General features: G+C 42.1%; 20 protein-coding genes. 13 read left to right on the top strand and 7 right to left on the bottom strand.

Going from position 1 to position 25781, the window contains the following annotated elements:
• The first annotated feature begins 32 nt into the window (after positions 1-32).
• The 4 genes from FLL46_RS22345 to FLL46_RS22330 all read left to right on the top strand — a co-directional run bounded on the left by FLL46_RS22345 (position 33) and on the right by FLL46_RS22330 (position 6017).
• Positions 33-653, top strand: coding sequence for a gluconate 2-dehydrogenase subunit 3 family protein (locus tag FLL46_RS22345; RefSeq protein WP_142933921.1), 621 nt, complete (start codon positions 33-35; stop codon positions 651-653).
• A gap of 50 nt (positions 654-703) precedes the next feature.
• A complete protein-coding gene (locus FLL46_RS22340) occupies positions 704-2422 on the top strand; it encodes a GMC oxidoreductase (protein WP_142933919.1) in 1719 nt (572 codons plus the stop codon).
• Between the two features lie 40 nt (positions 2423-2462).
• Positions 2463-3362 carry a sugar phosphate isomerase/epimerase family protein gene (locus tag FLL46_RS22335; protein ID WP_142933917.1) on the top strand — a complete coding sequence of 300 codons (900 nt, stop codon included), beginning with the start codon at positions 2463-2465 and terminating at the stop codon, positions 3360-3362.
• A gap of 489 nt (positions 3363-3851) precedes the next feature.
• On the top strand, positions 3852-6017 hold the full coding sequence (locus tag FLL46_RS22330; RefSeq protein ID WP_142933915.1) for a cytochrome D1 domain-containing protein: 2166 nt from the start codon (positions 3852-3854) through the stop codon (positions 6015-6017).
• A gap of 79 nt (positions 6018-6096) precedes the next feature.
• Here the strand turns inward: FLL46_RS22330 and FLL46_RS22325 are convergent, their stop codons facing one another.
• Entirely contained in the window at positions 6097-6717 is a 621-nt protein-coding gene (locus tag FLL46_RS22325; protein WP_210418798.1) for a DUF2238 domain-containing protein, read from the bottom strand.
• A 184-nt stretch (positions 6718-6901) separates the two neighbouring features.
• On the opposite strand from FLL46_RS22325, the gene FLL46_RS22320 reads away from it, so the two are divergent.
• A complete protein-coding gene (locus tag FLL46_RS22320) occupies positions 6902-8263 on the top strand; it encodes an MATE family efflux transporter (protein WP_142933913.1) in 1362 nt (453 codons plus the stop codon).
• 163 nt (positions 8264-8426) lie between these two features.
• On the opposite strand, the gene FLL46_RS22315 is transcribed toward FLL46_RS22320, so the two are convergent.
• From FLL46_RS22315 to FLL46_RS22295, 5 genes are all read right to left on the bottom strand, one after another.
• Complete coding sequence (locus FLL46_RS22315) at positions 8427-9143, bottom strand: YebC/PmpR family DNA-binding transcriptional regulator (RefSeq protein ID WP_142933912.1); 717 nt, start codon at positions 9141-9143, stop codon at positions 8427-8429.
• Between the two features lie 55 nt (positions 9144-9198).
• On the bottom strand, positions 9199-10317 hold the full coding sequence (locus FLL46_RS22310) for a hypothetical protein (protein WP_142933910.1): 1119 nt from the start codon (positions 10315-10317) through the stop codon (positions 9199-9201).
• A gap of 336 nt (positions 10318-10653) precedes the next feature.
• Positions 10654-11136 carry a hypothetical protein gene (locus FLL46_RS22305; RefSeq protein WP_142933908.1) on the bottom strand — a complete coding sequence of 161 codons (483 nt, stop codon included), beginning with the start codon at positions 11134-11136 and terminating at the stop codon, positions 10654-10656.
• Positions 11137-11156: 20 nt separating this feature from the next.
• Complete coding sequence (locus tag FLL46_RS22300) at positions 11157-11732, bottom strand: RNA polymerase sigma factor (protein WP_142933906.1); 576 nt, start codon at positions 11730-11732, stop codon at positions 11157-11159.
• Positions 11733-11746: 14 nt separating this feature from the next.
• Positions 11747-12724 carry a hypothetical protein gene (locus tag FLL46_RS22295; RefSeq protein ID WP_142933904.1) on the bottom strand — a complete coding sequence of 326 codons (978 nt, stop codon included), beginning with the start codon at positions 12722-12724 and terminating at the stop codon, positions 11747-11749.
• A 561-nt stretch (positions 12725-13285) separates the two neighbouring features.
• On the opposite strand from FLL46_RS22295, the gene FLL46_RS22290 reads away from it, so the two are divergent.
• The 8 genes from FLL46_RS22290 to FLL46_RS22255 all read left to right on the top strand — a co-directional run bounded on the left by FLL46_RS22290 (position 13286) and on the right by FLL46_RS22255 (position 24595).
• Positions 13286-13663 (top strand): tetratricopeptide repeat protein, encoded by a 378-nt coding sequence (locus FLL46_RS22290; RefSeq protein ID WP_142933902.1) that lies wholly within the window; start codon positions 13286-13288, stop codon positions 13661-13663.
• 137 nt (positions 13664-13800) lie between these two features.
• Positions 13801-14292 carry a hypothetical protein gene (locus FLL46_RS22285; RefSeq protein WP_142933900.1) on the top strand — a complete coding sequence of 164 codons (492 nt, stop codon included), beginning with the start codon at positions 13801-13803 and terminating at the stop codon, positions 14290-14292.
• A gap of 65 nt (positions 14293-14357) precedes the next feature.
• Positions 14358-14726 (top strand): DUF1428 domain-containing protein, encoded by a 369-nt coding sequence (locus FLL46_RS22280; RefSeq protein ID WP_142933898.1) that lies wholly within the window; start codon positions 14358-14360, stop codon positions 14724-14726.
• 407 nt (positions 14727-15133) lie between these two features.
• Positions 15134-15901 (top strand): hypothetical protein, encoded by a 768-nt coding sequence (locus tag FLL46_RS22275; RefSeq protein ID WP_142933896.1) that lies wholly within the window; start codon positions 15134-15136, stop codon positions 15899-15901.
• A complete protein-coding gene (locus FLL46_RS22270) occupies positions 15898-16857 on the top strand; it encodes a hypothetical protein (protein ID WP_142933894.1) in 960 nt (319 codons plus the stop codon). The genes FLL46_RS22275 and FLL46_RS22270 overlap by 4 nt, the downstream gene beginning before the upstream one ends.
• Positions 16858-16997: 140 nt before the next feature.
• Entirely contained in the window at positions 16998-18161 is a 1164-nt protein-coding gene (locus tag FLL46_RS22265) for a COG3904 family protein (RefSeq protein ID WP_142933892.1), read from the top strand.
• A 243-nt stretch (positions 18162-18404) separates the two neighbouring features.
• Complete coding sequence (locus FLL46_RS22260) at positions 18405-19622, top strand: S8/S53 family peptidase (protein ID WP_142933890.1); 1218 nt, start codon at positions 18405-18407, stop codon at positions 19620-19622.
• Positions 19623-19693: 71 nt separating this feature from the next.
• On the top strand, positions 19694-24595 hold the full coding sequence (locus FLL46_RS22255; RefSeq protein ID WP_142933888.1) for a hypothetical protein: 4902 nt from the start codon (positions 19694-19696) through the stop codon (positions 24593-24595).
• A gap of 47 nt (positions 24596-24642) precedes the next feature.
• Here the strand turns inward: FLL46_RS22255 and FLL46_RS22250 are convergent, their stop codons facing one another.
• Positions 24643-25770: an S-(hydroxymethyl)glutathione dehydrogenase/class III alcohol dehydrogenase gene (locus FLL46_RS22250; protein WP_142933886.1), complete on the bottom strand. Its 1128-nt coding sequence runs from the start codon at positions 25768-25770 to the stop codon at positions 24643-24645.
• Positions 25771-25781: the final 11 nt, after the last annotated feature.

Raw genomic sequence — 25781 nt, 5'->3', positions numbered from 1 at the left:
AAGAAGTGTAATAAAAGTCAAAGAGAAATAGGATGAAAGAAAACGAGAATCAACCAAGTAGTTTCTCAAAAAGACGCTTTGTGCAAGGCCTCAGTTTCATAATTGGCGGAACGGCTGCGAGTAGTTTGCTCAGTGGCAACGCCTTTGCACACGCTATAAGCTATCAAAAAAGTAATGATAAATTAATTCGAGAAGGGAAAGTGCTTAATTCTGCGGAAATGGCGCAGCTTAAAAAAATCGCCGAACTAATCATTCCAAAAACAGATACGCCCAGTGCGGCGGATGTTGATTGTCATGGCTTTGCCGATAATCAGTTATTTCATTGTTATGATAAAGTGCAGCACCAACGCATTAAAAAGTTGCTCAGAAAAATTGCGCTTTCTTCTGATGATCGTTTTCAAATTCCGTTTTTAAAGCTGAAAGAAAATTTACAATATCGACTGCTTAATAATGTTGAGCAGGCAAAGCAAGAATTTCTGCCAGAACACCGAAGTGACTTTAAATTTTTAAAATACCTGATTGTTTTTGGATATTACACTTCTGAAGTTGGCGCGACACAGGAATTAAGTTATCAAGCGGTTCCAGGCGGCTATAAAGGCTCTGTTCCATATTCAGAAATTGGTAAGGGATGGGGCTCGCTTGCTTATTATTAAACTTGCTTAGAAAAAGCAATAAGGCGATGACTTAAATTGAGACTTGAACGATGAGTTTATATGTAAGCAAAACTTCCGAAGTTTTTGACGCTATTGTTGTCGGCTCTGGTATAACCGGCGGCTGGGCGGCAAAAGAGTTTTGTGAGAAAGGATTTAAAACCCTCATGATTGAACGGGGGAGAGTGGTTGAGCATCAAAAAGATTATATCGGTGAAAATAAAGCACCCTGGGAACTTCCTCTCAGAAGTAAAGTTGACAATCTTTTAATTGAGCAACAATACAAAATTCAAAAACAGTGTTATGCGTTTAGCGATACTACCAAGCATTTTTTCGGTAACGATAAAGAACTACCTTATCAAACTAAAGAAGGAACAGAATTTAGTTGGATACGCGCGAATCAGCTCGGCGGCAAATCGTTACTGTGGCATCGACAGTCTTATCGTTGGAGTGATCATGACTTCAATGCGAATAAGCTGGATGGGTATGGCAATGATTGGCCAATCCGATACAAAGACCTGGCTTCTTGGTATGCCCATGTAGAAAGTCACGCGGGTATTAGTGGAAGCACGGAGAATTTACCGCAATTACCTGACAGCGTTTATTTACCGCCGTTTGAAATGAACCAACCGGAAAAGTTTGTTAAAGCCAAAATAGAAAAACATTTCGATGATCGTAAAATGATCATCGGGCGCTGTGCTCATTTGAGCCAACCAGAAAAGCATCATTTAGAACAGGGAAGGGGGCCGTGTATGGCGCGAAATGAGTGTCATCGAGGCTGTTCCTTCGGCGCTTATTTTTCGACACAGAGTTCTACCTTGCCCGCAGCTGTGGCAACCGGCCATCTAAAAATTGCGCCAAATAGCGTGGTGCACAGCTTGATTTATGATGATAAAACTCAGCGCGTAAAAGGTATTCGAGTGATAGATAACGAGAATCTTACCCAACGAGAATATTTTGCCAAAGTTGTTTTTCTATGCGCATCAACTTTAGGTTCCACCCAGATATTATTAAATTCGAAATCCAGACATTTCCCAAATGGTCTGGGAAATCGTTCAGGTGTGCTCGGGCATTATTTGATGGATCATAATTATAATGCAGGCTCAACCGGTTACATTGACGGCTTTGAAGATGAGTATTACGCCGGGCGTAGACCAACAGGAATTTACGTACCCAACTTTAATTATACGCCAGATAAAAGTCGTGGTTTCTTACGCGGCTATGCATTGTCTGGAAAAGCATACCGAGAAAACTGGAAACACATGCAAAGCGCTGACGGATTGGGAGTTGAGTTCAAAAATCGTTTAAAGCATGCGGGCCGTTGGAAGTTTGGTTTACATGCCCAGGGAGAAATGTTACCTCGTTTTGAAAACCAGATCAGTTTGCATTCTAGCTTAAAAGATAAGTGGGGAATTCCGCAACTGGAAATCAATTGTCAGTATTCGGATAACGAAAAAAGAATGATGCAAAGTGCCGCGGAAGAAAGTGCAAAAATGTTAAAAGTGGCTGGTGTGAAGGATATCAAAAGTTATGTTTCGCATGATGCGCCTGGACTTGCCATTCATGAAGTTGGCACTGCTCGAATGGGAAATGACCCCAGAGAATCGGTTCTCAATGGTTTTAATCAGTGTCACGATGTTAAAAATTTATTTGTCACCGATGGTTCCAGCTTTTGCTCAACCGCGGTGCAGAATCCTAGTCTGACTTTTATGGCGTTAACTGTTAGAGCAGTTGATTACGCTGTGAAGGAACTGAAAGCACGGCGAATTTAACCTTTTATTTTTCTAGTAATATTTTAATCAGGACTTATCAATGAAACCAATCAAACTAGTGAGCTTTATATTGCTCATCGTTGCCAATGTCGGGTGTCAAAATACAGTGCAAGAAAAAGCGCAGAATAGTGCTCTACAAGAGCAAACTAAAGTATCTTCGATGCCAAAAGTTAGCGTACAACTTTATTCAGTTCGAGATAGCCTGAAAAAAGACTTCATCGGCACACTGAAAGAAATTGCCAGTTTTGGATTTGAAGGAGTAGAGTTTGCCGGTGTATTTGGTCCTTACGAAAATGATCCGCAAGGATTAAAAAAGTTGCTGGATGAGCTTGGTTTAAAAGTCAGCGGCGCTCATGTTTCTTTTAAGCATTTTACTGAGGAAAAATTTAATAGGACCGTAGAGTTTTATCGAGCTTTGGAAGCTCCAATGCTAATTGTTCCCTGGGATGACCGTTCGATCGATCCTGATAAAATTGATGAGTTTGCAAAGGACTTAACGGAGTTGTCGAAAAAGCTTTCCGCCTATGGAATGAAAACTGGATATCACAATCACGATGATGAGTTCGCCGAGTTTAAAGACAGTACTTACTGGGATTATCTTGCGCGTAGTACACCATCAGATGTTGTTTTGCAGTTAGATGTAGGCTGGGCCATTTATGCAGGTAAAGATCCGGTGAGCTACGTTAAGCGCTATCCTGGAAGAACTTTAACCACTCACTATAAAGCCAAATTACCGAAAGGAGCCAGCGACAAGCTTCCATTAATCGGCCAGGATGCTATCGACTGGGAGTCCTTAATTCAAAGTAATATTGCTGTCGGTGGAACTCAGTGGTTAGTTGTAGAGCAGGAAGATTACCCGAACGGATTGTCTCCGCTAGAGTCAGTCAGGGTTTCAAAACGAGGGCTTGATCTCATATTGCAAAAGATGAAGCTCAAGTAGTCTAATCGTAAAACCATATCGAAAAACGCTTCATATTGCTCATTGCTTTAAGCGGCTATCAAAGATGGTCGCTAATGCTTTTGTAATTATTTCAATCACTCAAAATTGATTGCCTTGCAACTTTCTCCACAGGAAATAACCCTAAAATAAAAATGGGTATTTTAAAGATTAGTTAACAAAAATTAGTTAACAAAATTAGCGTGGTCTAACTCGTGTTAACAAGCCTCAACTCTGCAGCAATTAACCCTAAAATAAATATGGATATTTTATAAAGTTAGTTAACGAAAGTTATTGTGTTGTGAACGGTTCTAACTGGCTTTTAAGATTGTCTTGCTGTTCAAAAAATTACTTTCTTCAGGTGTTTTTTTCGATTTCTTTAAACGCCGGTTGGTAACTTGATTTAGGTCAAAACTTTGTTTTGTTTAGCACTTAAACTTATTGTTGCACAAAACAAAAAATTTAAATTTTTGACCTTCCTGGAGGTAACCAATGAGTTCTTCTCGTGTCGTGCTCTGGTCAGTAGCAGTAGGAGCTATTTCTCTTCTTTCTTCCCATCAGTTGTTAGCTGAAAAAAATTCTGACGCTGCGCTCAAAACTGATGTTAACAAAGCGGGTATTCATAAAGCGCAAGTCGCATCGGCGTCATTTGAAAAGTCGATTGAGCGAGGAAAATCGCTTTACCTGAAAAATTGTTCAGCTTGCCATCAGGCATCAGGGACTGGGCTTAAGGGCGCATTTCCTCCGCTGGCCAAATCAGACTACTTACTTAGCAATAAGATGCGAGCCATCAAAGTGGTCCTGAAAGGACTGCAAGGGCCGATCACGGTTAACGGCGTTAAATATAATTCGGTCATGCCAAATCTCAGTAATATGAGTGACAGTGAAGTAGCGGATGTCATTAATTACACAATGAGAGCCTGGGGAAATAAAGGGCCAATGGTGAGCGTCGCTGAAGTTGCCAAAGTTCGCGGCGGACAAACTGATCGCTCCGCAGGAGAGCCACACAAAGGTGCGACTGAAACCGAGCTCAGGTATCGCGGTTCGCCTTCACCGATAAAGGCAGAAGATACTAAACAATATGTTTCTACCACTGGCCCCAAAATGACTACCGAAGAATATGCCCACGCAACGCAGCTTTATTTCGAGCGCTGCGCCGGTTGTCATGGCGTGTTGCGTAAAGGTGCGACGGGTAAACCTTTAACAACTGATATTACTCGCGAGAAAGGTGTTGATTATCTAAAAGCGCTAATCACGTATGGTTCGCCTGCGGGCATGCCGAATTGGGGAACTTCTGGCGAGTTAAGTCCGGCAGATATTGATGAGCTTACGCGTTTCTTGTTGCACGAACCACCGTCACCGCCAGAGTATGGTATGAAAGAAATGCGAAAATCCTGGAATGTTTTTGTGCCCGTTGATAAACGTCCCAAGAAAAAAATGCACAAATATAACATCGAGAATTTCTTTTCAGTCACATTACGAGACTCTGGTGAAATAGCGATTATTGATGGTGATAGTAAGAAAATCGTTTCGATTATTAAAACAGGATATGCGGTGCATATTTCGCGTTTCTCTGCCTCAGGGCGTTATTTGTTTACCATAGGCCGTGATGCAAAAATCGATATGATCGATCTCTATATGAACCCACCCACAAGAGTTGCTGAAATTAAAGTGGGTCTTGAGGCGCGATCAGTTGAGACGTCTAAATATTATGGACAGGGTGGTAAATTCGTGGATAAGTATGCGATTGCCGGTTCTTACTGGCCGCCACAGTATACCATTATGGACGGCGATACCCTTGAGCCATTAAAAATTGTGTCGACTCGCGGCATGACGGTGGATACTCAAGAATACCATCCTGAGCCGCGTGTGGCTGCTATCGTCGCTTCCCATGAGCACCCTGAGTTTATCGTGAATATTAAAGAGACCGGAAAAATTCTGTTGGTGAATTATTCCAACCTGGATAGTCTACAAGTACAGACGATAAACGCCGCACGTTATCTGCACGATGGCGGTTGGGATGCGAGTAAGCGTTATTTCCTTACCGCGGCCAACAAGTCAGATAAGATTGCGGTGATTGATTCGAAAGACAGAGAACTAGAAGCGTTAATCGACGTCGATAAGATCCCACACCCAGGTCGTGGTGCTAACCTGATTGATCCTGAGCATGGTCCGGTTTGGGTAACCAGTGCTTTGGGTAACGATAAGATTACTTTCCTCGGAACCGATCCGGTCAAACACAAATCTAAAGCATGGAAAGTTGCTCGTGTTTTACATGGACAGGGCGGCGGATCATTATTTGTGAAAAGCCATCCCAAATCTAAAAACCTTTGGGTTGACTCGCCTTTAAATCCTGATACCGGCATATCGCAATCAGTCGCGGTATTTGATGTGAATAACCTGGACAAAGGCTACGAAGTTCTACCGATTGCGAAATGGGCAGATATTGGTGAGGGCCCGAAACGCGTGGTTCATCCTGAATATAATCAGGCGGGCGATGAAGTCTGGTTTTCAGTTTGGAGCGGTAAGGAACAGCAATCTGCGATAGTGGTTGTCGACGATAAAACCCGCAAGCTAAAAGCTGTGATTAAAGATCCAAAGTTAATTACACCAACGGGTAAGTTTAATGTTTATAACACCATGAACGATGTGTACTAAGCATCAACGATAAAACTCAATTCAATCACAGGCCAAGGATGGCCGTAAAGATTGAAGTTAGAAGTAAAACATCAAGTGATTAGTTTGGAAGGGGATTTCGTTTCTGATAAAAGTAGAGAATGAGCATGCTGACGATTGAACCGACAGTTGCCACAAAGCTATCTTTTTGAGCATCCCATTCATCCCCCTGAGTACCGAGGAAAGCAGCCCCGAGTTCGGGACTGACAATAACCGCCGTAATTGCTTCTAACAACTCATAAAGGGCACTTAATGCAACAATCACCGTTATTGTCATAAGATAACGCCAGGAATGCTTCAACCCTGACTGGCGGCTAAGGAGTTCATAAAACGGCGCCGCTAACAATAATCCAAAAGCGCAATGCACAATGCGATCATAGTGGTTTCGAGACAAATCGAATGTCTCCTGCAGCCAGAATCCAAGTGGCGTTTCTGCGTAAGTGTAGTGTGCGCCAATTAAATGCAAGCTTAAAAAAACACAAAGTTGAAAATAGGATGCATTTGAAAAAGTAAATCTGCGATAAGTTAACCCAAGTAAGATTAGCGTGGCGAAAACTAACAGGTTTTCCAGCAGCCAGTCGCTGCGATCAAAAGGTTCGATAGCGGTCAATGACCAAAGTATGATTAGCCATACAATCATGGCTTGTAGAAAGTGATTATCTCGAAGTTTTCTTGGTTGCATGTCGATCAGATTATTCTGCCTGTCATGCGGTTAAAATATACCTTAATGTCGTCTGGCAGTTCCTGTTCTCGATCAATGTCCTAACCATAATAATTCTTAATTCTGATAAACTGCCTTCTCAGGCTGTAATTTTGTCTATATTTCAATTGGGTTATCAAAAATAAGGTTAACGAGAATAAATTCGATGACAGACCCTCAACCGAAATTCGTTACAGGCTCTATAGTCAGACATATCATTACCATGTCGCTGTCTTCTTCAGCGGCGATACTGGGGGTATTTTTTGTCGATCTTCTCGATATGTTCTTTCTCAGTTTGCTCGGTGAGTCTGAGCTGGCTGCTGCAATCGGTTATGCCGGAACCATTACTTTTTTCACGACATCTATTTGTATCGGTCTTTCGATCGCAACAGGAGTTGTTACCGCCAAAGCCATTGGAATGACCCAATACCAGGAGGCGAAAGACAAGTTCATAAGTTCTGCGTCCATAACGTTTGTCATTAGCGTGATAATTGTTGCACTGATTGTCCCTAACATTAAATTGTTGCTGAACTCGTTAGGCGCAACCGGAAAGACGTTAGAGTTTGCTCAGAACTACCTGCTGATTGTTGTTCCTGCGTTACCATTTTTGGGATTAGCAATGTGTTTTAGTGCGACTCTGAGAAGTTTGGGCGCAGCTAAGGCGGCCATGTTTTCGACGCTCGGTGGCAGTGTTGTTAATGGCGTTCTTGATCCAATACTAATCTTTTCGCTCGATATGGGAGTCGAAGGGGCCGCAGTCGCATCAGCGCTCGCAAGAGTTTCGATGTTTTTAATTTCCGGTTATGTGTTATTCAAGCACCACTCGTTTTTTACTCGAATTTGTTATGCAAAAATAAGCGCCAACGGCAAAGAAATTTTTGCTATCGCTTCTCCGGCCTTACTCACCAATTTGGCGACACCGGTTGGTAATGCTTACATTATCTATGTAACTGCGAGTTTTGGCGACAGTGCTGTGGCGGGTTTTTCGATAATTGGCCGAGTGATACCGGTTGCGTTTTCTGTGGTATTTGGTTTGTCTGGTGCGGTCGGACCAATTATTGGCCAGAATTACGGCGCGAAGGAATATCAACGAATTAAGCGCACAATATCGTTTGCGTATATTTTTGTCGCTAGTTATGTCTTGTTTATTTGGTTAGGTCTCATCGTTTTATCGGACTATCTGGTTGCTGTATTTAATGCCACAGGCGACGCAAAAAAATTACTCTTACTTTTTTGTCATTATGTCTCTTTGTCATTTCTATTTACCGGCATTACATTTGTTAGTAATGCGGTCTTTAACAATCTTGGGAAGCCTTTTTATTCAACGCTGACAAATTGGATGAAAGCAACGGTTGGCACCATTCCATTTGTCTATATTTTTAGCGTACTTTACGGTGTTGAAGGAATTTTGATTGGGCAGGCAATCGGAAATTTTGTATTTGGCGTTGTGGCTATTATTTTTGTTCATTATTTTATTACCAAAAGATGTGAAAGTGGTGGTAACGAGAGAGTTGAAATTAAACCATAAAGTTAATTACCAACTGGATTGAAACAGGGAAGGACTTGTGTAAATTGCCGATTCTAACCAAGAAAAGTGTAAGGCAGAAACTCTTTTTAGCGCAACTAAGCGTTTTTTTTTAGCTCCCTCTCCCTTTGGGAGAGGGTTGGGGAGAGGGGATAAATCACATGCTTCAAATCTCGGCATTATGGTAGACATTTTGAACGTCGTCCAGGTCGTTCAACATATCTAGAAACTTTTCAAACATTTCTTGATCTTCTTCGCCAATCGCAGTCATTGTTTGTGGAATAAATTGTATTTCATCAATTTCAAACTCAATATTTTCAATAATATTGATTAGCGTCTGTTTGGCTTTGAAATATTCTGTATTAGGCGTAAATACCGTAATTTTTCCATCGTCACTTTCGATATCGGTCACATCAACATCTTCTTCCATTAAAGCTTCGAGCACTGCCTCTTCATCATCACCCGCAAAAACGAAAATCGCACTGTGGTCGAACATATGTGAAACCGCGCCTTGCGCACCAATTTTCGATTTAGTTTTAGTAAAGCATTGACGAACATCGCCGAAGGTTCGATTGGGATTATCAGTGAGACAGTCTACAATCACCATGCAGTTACCGGGTCCGAAGCCTTCGTAACGGGCTGTATCAAAATCTTCTCCACCGGCACCTTGTGATTTATCAATTGCTTTTTCGATCACATGACTTGGCACTTGGTCTCGTTTTGCGCGCTCAAGCAAGCTACGTAACGCGAGGTTAGCTTCAGGATCGGGTCCACCCGATTTAGCCGTGACGTAAATTTCGCGACTATATTTGCTATAAACCTTGGCATTAGCGTCAGAGGTTTTTGCCATGGATTCTTTTCGGTTTTGGTAGGCTCTGCCCATAACTTGATTCTCTTTATCGTTTAGTTAAGGTTTTCGGGTGGTGGATTAGACCACATCAGTTTAATAGCGACTCAAATACTTCAGCAACTGACTCGCCGTCAACAAGCCGTTGGATAATGCTTTCACGGTGGGCTTTGACGTTGACTTTGGCGAACTTTTCTTTGTTAGCAAAATAATATTGAGACATTAATTTAGTCGCCGCCGCGATATTGGTTTTGGCCGTTTTGCGCTTGTCTATGGTCATCTTTTTTGGCTGCGCTACCGGTGCTTTTTTAACCTTAGGCTGGTATTCATTAGCCAGAACAGAGTGACTTTGAGGTTTATCGGTAACATGGTTTGCCGCTGGGACGGAGGTCATTTCTTCCGTCGACGTTTGCACTTCATCTAAATCCGGTGAGTTTTGAATGACTAGCCCTGCAGCGGGTGTCGCCGCAAATCGTTCCAGTAATGCCATTCTGCCGCGGTGAAAGGGGAGCTGTGCCGGGTCGGTCGGTTGATTGGTTTGAAACCAGTCAGTTTTGTGTATCGCCGTAATAATTTCGTCCCAGTACCGTTGAAAATCCTGTTTTTTCAACGGTTTTATTTTAAGGGCGCTGTAAAAAGTGTCAGCGGTTGCTTCACTAATTGCAACAAATTGATCGGGGCGCTTCATGCTTAGCAGACGGGTAGCGGGAAACAAAACAGACTGCTTGAAACCGTTAGCGGCGAATAGCTGTTGGTAGCTGTCAATAAATTGCATGAAATGCCAACCATCAATGGGTCCGGTTTTAGGAATAATTTTGAGTAATTTTGCAATACCAGCGGGATCGTTTCTTAGCAACTTTTTAAATGATGCAAAGCTTTCCATGTTACCCAGAATCTGAGTATCAAAGGGAAATTGGTTCGCGGTTTGTGCATCTTTCACGCCTCCAATCAAGTAACGCTCAGTTTGAGAGGCATTTGCCGGATCGTCTGCTTGATTGAGAATCTCGTCGGCGGCATTCAGTAATTTTAAACACTCGGGTATCTGGTAGTTAGCAGCTAGTTGCGACAACGCCTGGTAATAATCAGTCCAATTAGCGTTAATCAAGGTGTTAAGTTGAGCAACACAATGTTCTTTGTCTGTTGTCTCGGTTTGGTCCGCAGATGTTGTAACGTCTTGGTCTAAAAGCGCTTCTTGTTGTTCGTTTAGCATAGATCCCAACTTAATAATTGATAAACAGTGGTAGATAGTAATGATCGCACGCATTTTACGATATAAGCGACATCATTCGCATCATTATTTTTGGCTAATCTGTTATGTGGGGCTAAATCGAAGTTTTCCTTACTGATATAGACTCTACTGGCTGCAGGGAATATGGCAAATGATTGGTTTAATTGAACGGATTAATTGAGATAGGGGGAATTGGTTGGTTCTGATTCGAAGTATCTATAAAGTAATATTCAGATAAATCTATTTCTATATTTTTCAACTGGTTATGTGTTTTTCTTAAAGTAAAATATTCTAACCTGAGACTTTTGAAAGCAAACCCTAAAGAGCCACAATTCGCCGTTTAATTTTGTCCATATCAGACAGAATCGCTTTGTACTCATTCTCCAATTGCTGTGACGCGAGTTTCTGTTCATTATTTACTCGAAATAGCAATTCCTCAATCGAGGGCTCTTTAGTCGTCCGCAAATTAGTTGCTTGCGAATCAACTGGGGCTGTTATTTCCGATTGAGTGGCAACACCGGGTGAAGGCTTCTGTAATTGACCTGAATTAAAATAGACTGATAGAGCCAGTAGTGAAAACACAACACTGGCGGCCAGCGCAAAGTGCATTTTCCTGGTTGGCTTGTCCGATGTTTGCTCGCTTACATTTTGTTGTTTTAGTTGATGGAATAGTGATGACCTTAAATCGTCGTCTACCGAACAGGGGAGTTCCTGAGCTTCACGCTTTAACTGTTTTTCGAGTGAAGTGTCTTGTGACTGTCGCGCAGTATCAAGTTGTGTGATTGTTGGTTTGTTGGCCATAGTCAATTGTTCTCCCATCATCAGCTCGAAATTAAGTCGATAAGTTTGAGGTTTTCACTGGTTAGCGCCTGTTTGAGCTGTTGTTTGGCTCTAATCAAATTAATCTTAACCCAGGGAAGACTTCTATCGAGCATAAATGCGACTTCTCTACCAGTATACTCCTCAGCATAAGTAAACCACAACAGGCAGAACTGTTCGTTGTTGAGCGTTTTTTTAGCTAAATGCCAAATATTTTGAGTGGTATTTTGCGTCGTCTCATGATTCGCCTCTAAAACTGGTTCAACGGTCGGCAGGTTCGAGGGCTCCAGACTGTCTATTTTCTGGCTGCTTTTTTCCAAACCACCTTTAACGTGTTTTTTAATCAGGTTTAACGCAATATTAAAAAGCCAGGTGCTAAACGCATAACGCGTGTTGTAACTCTGTAAATAGAGGTGCGCATTTAAAAAGGTTTCCTGAAATATGTCGTCGGCGTCATTTCGACAGTTGCAGCGTAGTATTAAAAAGCGCATTAACTTTTTTTCATAGCGAATCACCAGTTGCTCAAAGCAACTGGTGTCGCCGGTTAAACTTTGACTAATCAGTTCTTGTTCTGTCAAAGCGTAATCTCTAGTTAGTCTTTGCCATTGAGTAATGCTTTAAAAGCTTCGACCGAACCTGACATGATAACTTTCAACTCGCCCGCATCTTGCTCGAAACGAATATTCGCGAGTAGGTTAGTAATGGCTGGATTTTTGACCGTTAGTGATTTGAGCGCTACGAGGCCTTGAACTATCGATTTAATCTTGGTTGCCGTTTCCGTGGTTTCAGCGCTTAAGCCGAGTTGCAGCTCGGAATCCATATCATTCTCGTTGTATGAAACTGATACTTGCGACAATTGTTTAGCCGAAATTGATTCGAAATTAAAGGCTTGCGCTTCTTCATCCAGGTTGATTCCAGCGTGTAACATGGCTTTCTGAATATCGACCACGACTTTAAAAATTCCCGGTTGCGTTTCGGCAGGCGATGCTTTTTTATCTTGCAATAGTGATTCTATCTCTGAAATGTTGTTGCTGAAGATAATATTGTCATCATGGGTAAAAGCGGCATAAACAGACTCTTTAAACTCGCTTTTTTCTGTGAGTTCTTTAATTTTGATATCCTTGTCCGATTCGATTAATCCTGCTTTCTTGGCATCAGCGTGAAGATTGGTGAGCACTTTTTTGAGAGTACCGTGATGGATAGCCTGTTGATTAATTTCGCTGGATTTAGTTAAGCCCAGTTGTTGCAGCCTCTCACGAATTTGCTTTTTGTTGACGGTAAAGTCACCTTGAACGAGTAGTGCTTTGTCGCGCTTTTTCTGATTGGCATTTCCAAACGCGGTGATGAATTCCACCTTATTAAAAACTTGTTCGCCGAATAAAAGCTTTAGAAACTTAATTCCTTTTTTGGAATCTACATCGACTTGTTGGCTCAATACACTCTTTTGTAGACCGTTGACATCAAGATGAAGGTACCAGTCAGACGGCTGACCTATCTCGGCGAAACTCGTTGAGATATGGCATGATGCCGCAATCACTAACCCGCAAACAAACTTTACATGCTTCTTCATTTATTGCTCCTGGAATGGTTGTCTTTTCACTGAGTTATAGTGAGACAATATTAAAAAGGATACAGAAAATTTTAAAATAGTTGATCAATAAGGTGTGAATCGGTTGGGTAAGATGTTTCAGGATGTTTATTTGTAGTGGTTTAGAGTTAAATTGAGCGTTTCGACATATTGCTTCAATTAATTCTGGAGATGGTAGTTCATAGTCTTAATCTGTCATTTGTGAACGATATATGATTGACCCAAACGGATCCAAAACAGCCGAATAAGTTATTTTCTCGACAACCAATTCATTCAACAAAGCGATCTATAACGTGTTCGTTATATTAAACAAAGTTGGCTTTATGCCGTTGGATAGGTTGCCGAATTTCACTTAAACACTTGAATCTAATATCTATTTTTAAAAACACGCCAATTGACTTTATTTGGTAAAAACATAAAGTCAAACCTGCTAGAATACGGCTACTTAAATAATCTATTGAAAGCAAAAAGAATTTACTCAAACTTAGTTTTTGACTGGTTGGCTTTATTTTTAGCTGAATAAAATCACTGTTAAGTATCGAAATGAATATTGAAGATATAAACAAGAAAGTAAAATCATTGATAGGTGAAACTTGGAAAGATAGTTCCAAATGGCATCTGAACTTCGATGAAGCCAAAAGGCTACTAGAACGCGCTTTGAGTTTGGCTCCTGATGATGAGACCACTCTAATAAACTATGGTACTGTTTTGTGTGATATGGGCAATCATAAAGAAGCTGCTGAGTATCTTAGAAAAGCAATAGATCATGGTACTGTAAACAAGCACGCATTTTTTAACCTTGGTGTGGCATTAATGAATTGTTCCTCTCACGAAAATGCGATGATGTTTATGAAAAAGGCTAAATCAAAAATGGCTGGTGCTTTAACATGGGAGGCATATTTTGACCCAATGGGGCACTAGAAACTTAATACCAAATACCCAGTATCATAATGATCCGGATTAATAAGAAGTTACGTTTTAAAATTAGTGACTCGTTTTCGCTTCGCTTAGTATTAACCTATAATTTTTAGCCCATTACTAGGACATTAAATGTATATATGGCCATCACTCTAGAAGAAGCAAAATCAATTGTCGAGGACTACAAAAAAAGTCACTTTGTAACGGAGTTTGATAGCAATGTTGTTGAGCAGGAAAAGTTTTGGTACTTTCGAGTTGGGTTTGTTGGCTCTTCGGGTGTAATAGTAAATAAGTTTGATGGACGCCTTTTTGTCATGGGGTCAGGATTATCGAATGAAGAAATGTTTTGGGGTCATGAAAACGGTTTTTCCCCAGATAAAGTTGATATTGAAATTTTTGAAGTAAATAATCCACTAAAGGTTAGCGGTATGGTCGGGGCCTTGTTAGTTCAGTTGGGAAAAGCTCCATCGCACCCAAATCGGGCGGCCCGAGAAATTGCACGAGAACTAATTAAGGAACTGCCTCAAAAATTTCATGGAGTCTCTTTGTGGCTTCAAATACCGTGGTTTATAGAGGCAGTTGAACAAAATTGGTTAACCTATAAAATCAATGAACATCGAGCAAACACTTAACGACTATCAGTTGAGTGTCTGATATTGCTTGAACACAATATTTAGTAACAAGACTGGAGGATAACGTGACACACTATATCGACGGGTTTGTTCTACCTGTGCCAAGTGACCAGCTACAGACGTATAGAGACGTCGTTGAAAAGGTTGCGAAGATTTGGAAGGAACACGGCGCACTCGATTACTCAGAATATGTTTGTGACAATTCAAATTTGGAAGGCACCCGATCTTTTTTTGACGCGGCAAGTTCAAAAGAGGATGAAGTCGTCATCTTCGGCTGGGTTGCATTCGAATCTCGTGAGGCACGTGATCTTGTAAATAAAAGAGTCGCAGCCGATCCAAGGATGGTAGATTTGATCAATCCACTGACTAGTTCATCAAGGCCCATCTTTGATGCTGAACGGATGGTGTATGGCGGGTTTCGGTCGCTCGTTTGATCATCTAATTAGAAGCACCGTGTAGCCAGTGTTTTCACTCGACATTTTTCCGCTACGATCTGAAAGTACGAGTGAAACAAAGCGCTGAATGGTCGCGATTGGGAAAGTAATCAACAAAATCGGATTTGCTAGTTAGATTCAGACTTTCCCAGTTTATTATTGTCTTCAACGGCCTGGCAGGAACGAAATATTTAGAGGTTAATTAGTAGAAACAAGCATGGGAGGATAGCTAGAGTGATGACACCACAAGCTAACTATTCGGTGAAAACTGAGAATCTCATTTTAGTATATTTGCTGGTTGTGACCGCATAATTCTTGCTAGTCTTACATCTGTGTGTTTTGTAGCTGCGCGATTATAAAGAGACAAGAATCTAAGCCCCAATGATTGCTGTTTAAATGGAAGCTGTATGAACTACATAAAAATAATAAAAAATTCGGTTGTGTTAGTTTTGATTGGTTTTCTGACCTTGCTGGCTACGTCGAATAAATCGCTTTATGAGCAAATATTTTCGAGCTGGCTTGCCCAATGTCGTATAGCGATTGAAACTCGCTTTGAAACAAATGTGGGTTCATCAGACACCAGCAAATCTTTCGCCTATGTTTCTGTATTTGCTTTTGGTGATGCTCCGGAAGAAATGCTGATGCGGTTTAAAAGTAAGGTTCCCATGCACAAAGTCGAAATGTTGCAGTCCCGAAGAAATAATCGGTTGCTTCATCAAGATGTTGCTCGCTTTTGTCCTGACACCAGTGGTAAAGAGCATTGTCAAACTGATGCGCAAACTCACAATCGCTACCCACAAATTGACTGGAACATTACCGCATTTAGCGCCAATCTAAACCCGGTTTTCAGGGTTGAGTTATCACCCGGAGATAAAGAGCTGACTGAAGAAGTTTTTACCGCTTATGTGGTGAACTCGGCATCGCTAAAACAGTGTAAAGTAGAGCAGGTGAGTGCTTGGAATTTCTGGGCTTGGGGTAGTAAGGGGTACTCGATCATGTTACTGCTGGCGATCCTTATTGTGCTGACAGCATTAATTCAAATTCTCAGGTCAAGCCTCAATGAATCTAAAAGTGAAACAGCGAAAGCTGATCCTGAGACTGCGGCTGATCCTGGGGTTGCACCAGCGGCAGATAATAACGCTAATCAAAACCATGGCAAAGGAGAAAAGCAATGATGACCGTTAAGCATCCAATTGTGATAGGGGGCATTGTCTGGTTGTATTCTGCCGCAGCTTTCGGTGAGGGAGTCACTGAAGTAAAAGTGAATGCGCGTCATCAAGATGCCTTTGAAGCCGGGGTTTCTCATCCTATTGCCCGAGTACCTTTAACTATCGTCGATACGCAATTTGGCAATGTGACTGATGTTAAGTGTGGAAAAACGAGCCAGCAGGGGATTGCCGGGTGTCGTGTGGTTAAATCTGATTGTGCGAATGATACTTCTGATGTTTCTTATGAACTCCGCTTGGAGCAATATTTTGACGGTTATTATCTTGAACGCAATATGGTTGAGCTGGAAGTCAATCAGTGTGAGTTTAAGTTACCCGAAAGCCACAGCTTTTTATATGTACCTGAGAATCTGATTGTTTATCAAAATTCTGCTAATAGTCTAAAAATCGCTTTTACCGAGTCAAGCACTGCAATCGGTGGATTCGATAAGGCTAACCCTCAGTATGTATCAACCATTGATGCTTTCGCTGGGTTCGCAGCGAAGCAAGAGCCTCAGGACGTAAAAAAACTCATCACTGATTCCAACAATTTGGTTCAATATTATGTCAAGGTGGCTTCGTCTTACGAAAAGGGAAGTGAGGAGTATAAGCGCTATCAAGAAAAGGCGACTTATTTTGAGCGGCTTTCAGTTTTAACCGCCAACAGTGAATTAGCCTTAATTGCGCAAAAGTCTTTACCCGATTCTCAACGGGAGAAATTTAAGGTTTCGCCTTCATTAAAAGACTACATGAGCAATATTAAAAATATCGCCGAGTATCAAACAGAAATTTTAGCAGCTTGCGCGAGTTGTGATAAACAACAAATTGAACTCAAACTCAAAGACCTGTCGTCGCGAGATAAGTTAGATGCTAAGGCTATAAAGATGCTTAAAGACATTTCGAGTGAGATCCGCTCTTTCGATTAAGCTTATTCTCTTGATTAAAAGCTGTTCTTTCGGTTGAGAGAGTTTTTTTTAGTCATCTTAGATAAGCGCAAATCTATTGCACAGTGAAATAGACTATGGGGTTGTTGTTAAACGGATTCTCTAAACAAGGAGTTATAGTAATGGATAAAAACAGCACACTCGCGACACTATTGTTGATTATTTTATTTGTCAGTTTACCGGTTATTTCCGTTGTGCCGGAACAATCAATGACCTTTAAGGAAATGAGTTCCGGTGGAAACTGTTCTCATTGCTCCTGGATAGTCGCTCAGGGAACCATAACCAATCAAACCGTCGCTGAATTTGAGAGCCTGATTGCTAATGGCGATATGAGGACTGGAGGGATCGTCATATTGAACTCCCTTGGTGGGGAACTCGGCGCTGGCTTAAGGCTCGGTCATTTGCTTCGAAAAATGGAGGCCAATGTTCATGTTGGCTCTGAGTTTTCCGGGGAAGGTGAAGGCACGGGAGGCGTTTGTTACTCGGCATGTGCCTACGCGTTTTTGGGTGGAATGACCCGAAGTGTTTCTCATCAAAGCAGCTATGGTGTACATCAATTTTTTATAGCAAAAGAATCGAAAAAAATTGCTGGCAGTTTTTCCAGTATTGGTGATATTTCTTCGACTCAATTAGTGGCAGCCGTTATTCTTGACTATGTGATTAGCATGGGGATTGATCCGAAATTGGTTGCGATAGCGTCGAAAATTCCGCCGAATATTCCAATTCGCGAATTGAATGAAAAAGAACTACATGAATTGCAGATCGATAATTCAACGCCGTTGGCAAGTCCGTGGCGATTAGAGCCCGTTGAGAATGGGATCGTCGCGGAAAATCAGCAGAAACAGAGCTTTTTCGGCAAAAAACACCAGGTGATAACTGCGCAAGTATTTTGCAAAAAAGGAGACCCATTGCCTGTTTATTTCCTCAGAATCAAAGAGAAGTTATCACCCACGCTGTTGAAACTTGACTGGATAAAAAATCACTCGATTCGGCAACAAACTTTTATCGATGTAAAAATTCATATCGATGAAACATTTAACATTAACAGCGAGGATTTTCCTGTTGTTAGTAACCTGATCGAAAATAGCAAAACTTTGACTTTTGAAATATTGTTGAATAGGAAGCTTGTTGAACGACTGATTAACAATACTGCCCAATTTTTTTATGTCAGTAGTAACTCCGCACATTTTACCTGGCCGGTTTTAAGGGCTTATTTCCCCTTGGAAGAGAGAGCGACAGGAACAGCAAACAAAATTAAGTTTGCTGTCAACCAATGTCACAACTAAAAGCTTATTCTACGCTGACCAACATGAACCATCGATTGTGCTTGATAAACGGCTTAAGATAAAATGGCTTAAATATAGCCAAAAGCAATTTTTTGTGTCTACAATGTAATTGTATGGTTTTTATAGGATCTTGAGTTAAGTACCCCGCCTAAGCAGTCCATCATCTTGATTTTCAATGTAATTTATTAATGTTTTTTGAATACAGAGGATTTAATCCAAAATAATGCGCTGAAAAGGACTAGCATGGCTGAAACACTTCAAAATTGGATGCGTCAGGGCGTTTACCGTGTACTTGACTATCATCATGCCGATAGCGATGGAGAGCTTATCGACTGGGATTCTCTCGATAAGGAATTTATTAAGCTGTTTGGTAAAAAGAATAGCAAAACTGTCAGAATTGCCGTCCTCGACACCCCGGTTATCGCTCAAGGCTACTTAGGTGCTAACGATAAACTGCAACACGCTGCCAGAGAATTTTTTCCAGCGACAATCAGGCGCGAAAACTTGGGGGCACATGGTACCTTTGTCGCTGGTCGCGCAGGGTGGGGCACACCGGCTATTCGTATTCTTGATGTACCGATAGGCTACCATCACGGAAGCGCAACCCACAATATGCGCGATGTGTACGACGCAATTGTTTATGCGATTGAAGAAGAAAAAGTTTCGATAATTTGTTGCTCAGTAACGCTCAATTTTGCAGCGAGTTTTCAGGTTGGCGAACAATCAACAACGCTTTCGCAATTACTCGCCGCACACCCTGATATTCTCTTTGTCATGACAAGCGGCAACAATCATGGACCGATATTACCCGGTGATGAACAGGAATCGAATTTATGCAGGGGGCGGCGATACGCGCCCAAGTTAGACCACGTACTTTGTGTCGGTGGCTGCACTCGCCGCGGCCAACTGCACTGGCAAAGTATGTACGGAGAAATCGACGTTTGGGCGCCTTCGGGCTACTTTCCGCAATTTCGTCCGAGCAATGCTGACATTCACGGCGGCGGCGCGCCGAAAGATACAAGGTCAGGGACTATGAACCGTGTGATCCTGAGCGAAGTTGATGAGTTTAATGCGACTAATATCGTACCTTATCAAGATGACGAAGCAATCAACTATGTCATGGATTCTGGCGTTTCATTTGCTGTGCCTATGGTGGCAAATGTTGCCGCAAAAATTAAGTTACTCCAGCCAAAAGCAAACGCCAAAAAGATTGCGCAAATCATCAGGAAAACATCTCGAACAACCCATGAGGGAATTGATTTCAAAGCGTCATTATTTAACCCAACGACAGGCCGTCCCTTAAGTAGAACCGGTTCGACTCAAGTGAAAATGCTTGATCCTGCTGCGGCCTACAAAACTGCGAAAAAATCAAATAATGTCGTGATTGGTATAGCCATTACCGCGATATTATTTCTTGCGGCCGGCGGGATTATTTATAAAAAGGAAAAAGATAAAAACTGACGCAATCGTTACTCTGAAAATAATGATTTTAGAATAAGAAACTAAAAACAAAAGCGACCCCGGAAGCAAAAATGCATATCCAACAGTTGAACGAAAAGCTGGATGAGAAAATCGATCACAATCAATTGTCTATCAGCGACTTAATTCTCGTCCTGCCTGAAGTTGCCGACCTGATATCCACGTTTCCCTTTCCGCAATCAGGCAAATTACAAAATGTCGACCAAGCGCTAACGGCAACACGTTTAAGGCTAAGCGGCGAGTTTTCGATGGAAAATACGGGAGTCGTTAAATTAGGTTTTGTGTTTAACGGTCCGAATGTTAAAAGCGATATTGCATTAGAAGCCGATTTGGAAAGGTTCTCTGCGATTAGTTTCGCAAGTTTTGATAATTTCGCTTTAAAACAACTAATGATTAGCTTGCAGCTAAAAAATAACGAGATAAACGGTAAAGCCTCCGCGAATTTACAGATAGGGAATAAAGTCAACTTGCCGATTAGCATTGCGTTTCCTCCACATCCATCTCATTGGTATCTTGAGTTAGAACGTGCAGTCCACCTATCAGATTTTGCTGATTTCTCCAGCCAATTTGGCGGGCAATCACTCCAACCTGTCACCGAAATTCTAGGTGTTGTTAGTGGGGTTACCATTAATGCTTTTGGAGTGGGTTTTGATATCGAAGAAAAAACCATCAGTCGACTATTTTTTCAGATCGATCTCAACACCGAATGGGATATGTTGCCTGGCGTCATAAAGTTGCGTTCTCCGTCATTAGGACTTGGTTTTTCCGGTAGCTTATCGAGTCTTGAAATTACTCTGGGTGGTTCGGTTGTTGTTGACGACTTTGAAATACCACTCGCTGGACTACTTAAAAAAGACTTTTCATTTGGCGGCGGAATCAGCCACTTAGCATTAACAAAAATAGCGAGAGAACTCTATCCCGCATTACCCGAAATGATTCCGGAAATTAATTTAGATGACGCCGTTGTCAATGTCGACTCTACCGGACTATTCGCTTTTAGCGGCAACCTCGCTATGAACTTTAGCACCTTGGCCAGTAGGTTTAAGCTACCACTGTTACCGGGTATGACAGATTTAAGTTTGTCTGACTTATCTTTCGAGTTTAATCCAAAAGCCGATAAATATCGTTTGGCGGGAGAGTTAGATGGGCCAATTGTTTTTCCCATTGGCAATGAAGAAAATAATAATCTGCAAATAAACCGGTTAGCCTGGTCTTTTTCAAGAGAAGATGGAAAAGCGAATACCAGTTGCCAGCTATCACTGAGTGGTCAAACGAAAATCTCTGAACAGCTTTATCTCAACTGTGAAAAGTTGGAGATTTCCTGGGATTCTGCTGCGCAACAATGGAAAACGCTCGGGCAAGCGAGAATTAGTGCATGGGGAGAGGAGTACGCATTTGAAGTTGAAGTTGTTCAGAGAAAGTCGGTCCAGCAAAACTCTCAACAGGGAGAAAGTGAATTATCGCTAGTTTTTAGCTATTTAAAAAGTATTCGATTGAGTAATCTTGGCGGTTTAGGCCAACTACAACTCAATGAATTTTCGATTTTTACCCGGTTAGGTAATCAAGGTACTGAGTGGGGAGTGAGAGGTAACGCTCAACTCACCATTGATCATTTGTTTGACGAAACTGCCGAGTTACAACTCGCGCATACAACCGAAGGTAATGAACTAATTTTTACGGTTAAAACACCAAATATACCGGCTATCGATTTACCGATAGAAGGTATTCCTCATGCGCCCAGTTTCGATATTGAGCTGGATGACTTAAGGCTGTATCTGCGTGCCGCTGGTAAAAAGTCAGAAGCCAATGATAGTGCTTCCTGGGAAATCAATGCAGCCGGGAAATTGACCGTTAATGATTTACCTGACTGGTTATCACAGTATTTTCCCAAAGCGATGGGAGGGAGCTTCGCTGCAAGTCCAAAAGGAATTAAATTAATCATACCCAAGGAAAATTTACCTCAACCGGATTTTCCAGAACTCAAATTAACCTTCGCTGATGAAAGCGTGCTGTCGCTGGGAAAACCGAATGTTGTGGTTGAGTCACTCGAACTCAATCTGAGTAAACCGCTCGCGATCAAACAGACACTTTGGGTCGGCCTGCCGCAACAACTTAATTATCTTTTTGGACGCAAAGGGGACGAACCCAATATTCAATTTATCAATGAATCATTTCGACTGGAATTGCAACTGGCGAAAAAGCTCAGCCTCAGACCACTAAGCTCGCCGTTTAGCAGTTTAACCATGTATGAACGCGATGGAAAAATGTGGTCTGACTGGGTATTCGGTGAGTTTGCCAGTTTTCGATTACAAACCCCTGAGTTTGGTTATAGCAACGGCAGTTGGCAAGGTTCAATGGCGTTTGAACGATTAACGCCAATTAAAATACCGATGACGCCAGTTAAGTTTGTTCTTAAACAGCTTGGCATCAGCGAAACCTTATTAAATTCGTTACCGGATGCTATTGAACTGGTTGAGGTCGATTTTGGCAGTGAGCACTTTTATGACCAACTTGAAAAACTTTTGGGCATAAAGGCACTCGCGAAAAAGCAACCTAAACTGGTGGAATTATTAGCGGAGCTGCTGGAAAATATTAAGAAAGTTATCGAGCGGCTGCCGCAAGATTTTCAAGATTATTTGCAAATAAGAATCCCTGAAACACTGGCTGTAGAAATTAGCGTTGGCGGGGGAGGTAGCACTCGGTTTAACATCGCAACACAAGATGACAAGCCATTAAAATTACTCGTTCCCGGCGTATCACTCACTGGTCCAACGCTGTTCGGTTTCACTTTTTACCGACTTGCTTTTGGACAGATGGCTGGTGGCTCATTGGCGATTCTTGAAATTGATGGTCACATTGATCCCTTCAGCTTAATTACTTTAGTGGGCGCGCCGTTATTACCTGACGAAGGTGGAGTTCAGTTACGCAATCGAATAACTTTGCAAGACACCACGATTGTAGCGCCCACCGCTTTGCCGATCCCAATTCCGTTGTTTTATAAAAAACTCGGATGGGATCTGAAGAACTTGTTGGGCCTGGAAATTAACAGTCACTGGTCTTATCCACAGCCTTCGGCGTCCATTTTTGATCTGGCTGGTTTGTTTTCGAAACTGGTTAACTTTTTTAAAAATCCAGATTACCTGTTGCATAAACAACCGCAACCGGAAAACCTCGAACTTGAGTTTACCTTAGGACGAAACGCGCTTTGCTTACCGAGCTATTTAGGTGGCGCCGAAATTGGATTACCTAAACCCTTACCACCACTCAATGTTTACCGAAGCACCGCTCGCTTATTAGATGCCATGAAAACCGGCAATGCGAGTTATTTTATTGAAGCTGTCCCGTTACGTCATAATGGCAACTGGATCAGAATTGGCGAGGTTGAACTGAGTTTTGGACCGTTAACTTTACTAAAAGCAAGCTGGTGTATTACCACTGAACTTGAATTTCAAAAAGAAATTTTAAACGACTCCGAAGCGCTCGCTTTAATCGGTGTTGAGAAAGATAACAGTTTAATAAAGACGTTACACGCGGTTCCGAGCGATGAAATTAGCGATAAAGGATTTATCGTTTTACTAAAAGCGGGGGCGGGTTTAAAAGGTGTTCTCTCTGGCGAATGCCAGTTTGGGTTATCAGTCACCGCTAGTGGCGGTTTTGCCACTGGTTTTAAATGGCAATTAAAAATTGCCGAAGCGGTTTCAATTAATATTCTTGGTGTCATTCAGATCAATAATGATGCACTGTCAGTGGACGGCAGTTTAAATTTATCCTTCGGTAATAAGATGCTCGCAGAAACAAATGCGGGGCTGGAAATTAGCAAGCAGCATTTTAAAACTTACCTGGAATTTAAATTAACCGACGCTTTCCGAGTTCGCGGTGACCTGTACATTGGCGTCAAAGGGGTTGAAATAAAGGGCACTGTCGCTTGGGGAATTCGCGCGAAGGACAAAGCCGATCAACTTGAGTTATTGGCGAGGTTTGATAAGCAGGGAATTACCTTTGGAATAAACAAGTTGTCCGTATTTGGGAACCGGGCCAACGCGAAAATAATTTTGGGAAATCCGAAAGCGCCGCTTATTGCCAGTATTGAAATAGAACCCCAGCCAGGTATCGCGAAAGCGTTACAGGATAGTTTGAATCAATTGGGAAAAGATGTTGCTAACGAAGTAGATAGGGCCACTAAGGAACTCGACCACGCCGCAGAAAATGTCAATAAGGTGACTCTCGACTTAAATAACATTAAAAATTTCGTCGCACAACAATTGATAACCACTGCGAATGATTTACCCGGCATCGTTAATCGGCGAGTCCATGTTGCGGTTGCTCGTTTTATCCGTGGTGTTCCAAAAAGTTGGGGGCGACGCTGGGCAGTAAAAACAGCCTGGAACCTGGTTAAAGGCGGCGTTATGAAGACTATTCAAAGAGATCTGGCAGAGCCGATAAAAGACATGCGCATGTTATCGGCACAGCTAAAAAGAGCTGATGAAGCCACCGCTAAGAAGCTTATGCTACAAGCGCTTAATGATACTTTGAAGCGCTATCGAAGATATCGGTATACTTACCGAGTTCGAATCGTCAGAAACTTTAGTTATACCTACACCTACCATATGCCAGCTAGTTTACAGCAGCAGATTGCCGAGGGAATTAGCGCGCTTAAACAACTTGATGTGGGCCAAAAAGTGGTTGTGAATCGTCAACACTTTATTGCCGCAGAAAAACGCAAACAGATTTTGCTTAAAGATATTCAAAAGGGAATAGAAAAACAGACTGCTGGCGTAGTACCGCAGGTAAAATACATACGCTTTACTACTGGGTTAGGGGTGATTAGCGCGGCACAAACGAAATTGACAATTGGCTTAAATTATAAAGGAAAAACACACCAGTATGAGCTGGCCGGCGACTTGTCTTCGCCGGCTGGTGCGCTGAAAAAAGCACTCAATCAATTGCTCAATTAAAGTGCGGTTGGTCAGGATGGGAATAGCTCGAAAAACTCAAACAGTCTCTATTCAAAATGTATCACTGTGCGAATACTTTCCCCTTGATGTAATAGTTCGAATGAATGGTTGATGTCTTCCAGCTTCATTGTGTGAGTAATAAAATCGTCTAACTTAAATTCACCTTTCAAGTAGCGTTCAACATAATCTGGTAATTCTGAACGACCTTTTACACCGCCAAATGCTGAGCCGCGCCATACCCGGCCGGTCACTAATTGAAAAGGGCGAGTGGATATTTCCTGACCCGCGCCGGCGACACCAATGATGACCGATTCGCCCCAACCTTTATGGCAACACTCAAGTGCAGAGCGCATCACATTGACGTTGCCAATACATTCAAAGGAATAATCGACACCGCCGTCGGTTAATTCGATAATAACCTCCTGAATTGGTCGATCATAGTTTTGTGGATTAATGCAATCTGTGGCACCCAGTTTTTGCGCTAACTCGAATTTCGATTCGTTGATATCAATTGCAATGATGCGAGACGCCTTCGCCATGGTCGCCCCAATAATCGCCGATAATCCGATCCCTCCTAAACCGAAAATAGCCACGGTTGCGCCTTGCTCAACTTTCGCTGTGTTCATCACCGCGCCCATACCTGTGGTGACCCCACAACCTAACAGGCAAATCTCTTCTAACGGGGCGGCAGGATTAACCTTGGCAAGCGAAATTTCCGGTAACACGGTATATTCAGAAAAGGTTGAACAGCCCATATAGTGGTAAATCGGTTTGCCATCTTTATAAAAACGTGTGGTGCCGTCAGGCATCAAACCTTGACCTTGAGTTTCGCGTATTTTCTGGCAGAGATTGGTTTTTCCAGACAAACAAAATTTGCATTTGCCACATTCTGGCGTATACAGCGGAATAACGTGGTCGCCGACTTTTACATCGGTGACGCCTTCGCCGACATGCTCCACAATACCACCGCCTTCGTGGCCAAGTACGCAGGGAAATATGCCCTCAGGGTCGTCTCCTGATAAAGTGAAAGCGTCAGTATGGCACACACCAGACGCGAGTATTTTAACTAGCACTTCGCCTTTCTTCGGTAACATAACGTCGATTTCTTCGACAGATAGTGGCTGTTTTGGCCCCCAGGCTATCGCCGCTTTTGACTTAATAAATTGTTCAGACATGTCGTTTCTCA

The organism is Aliikangiella coralliicola (genome assembly GCF_007004725.1).
Classification (GTDB): domain Bacteria; phylum Pseudomonadota; class Gammaproteobacteria; order Enterobacterales; family Kangiellaceae; genus Aliikangiella; species Aliikangiella coralliicola.
The sequence above is the reverse complement of the archived record's forward strand: the minus strand, read 5'-3'. Positions and strand labels throughout refer to the sequence as shown.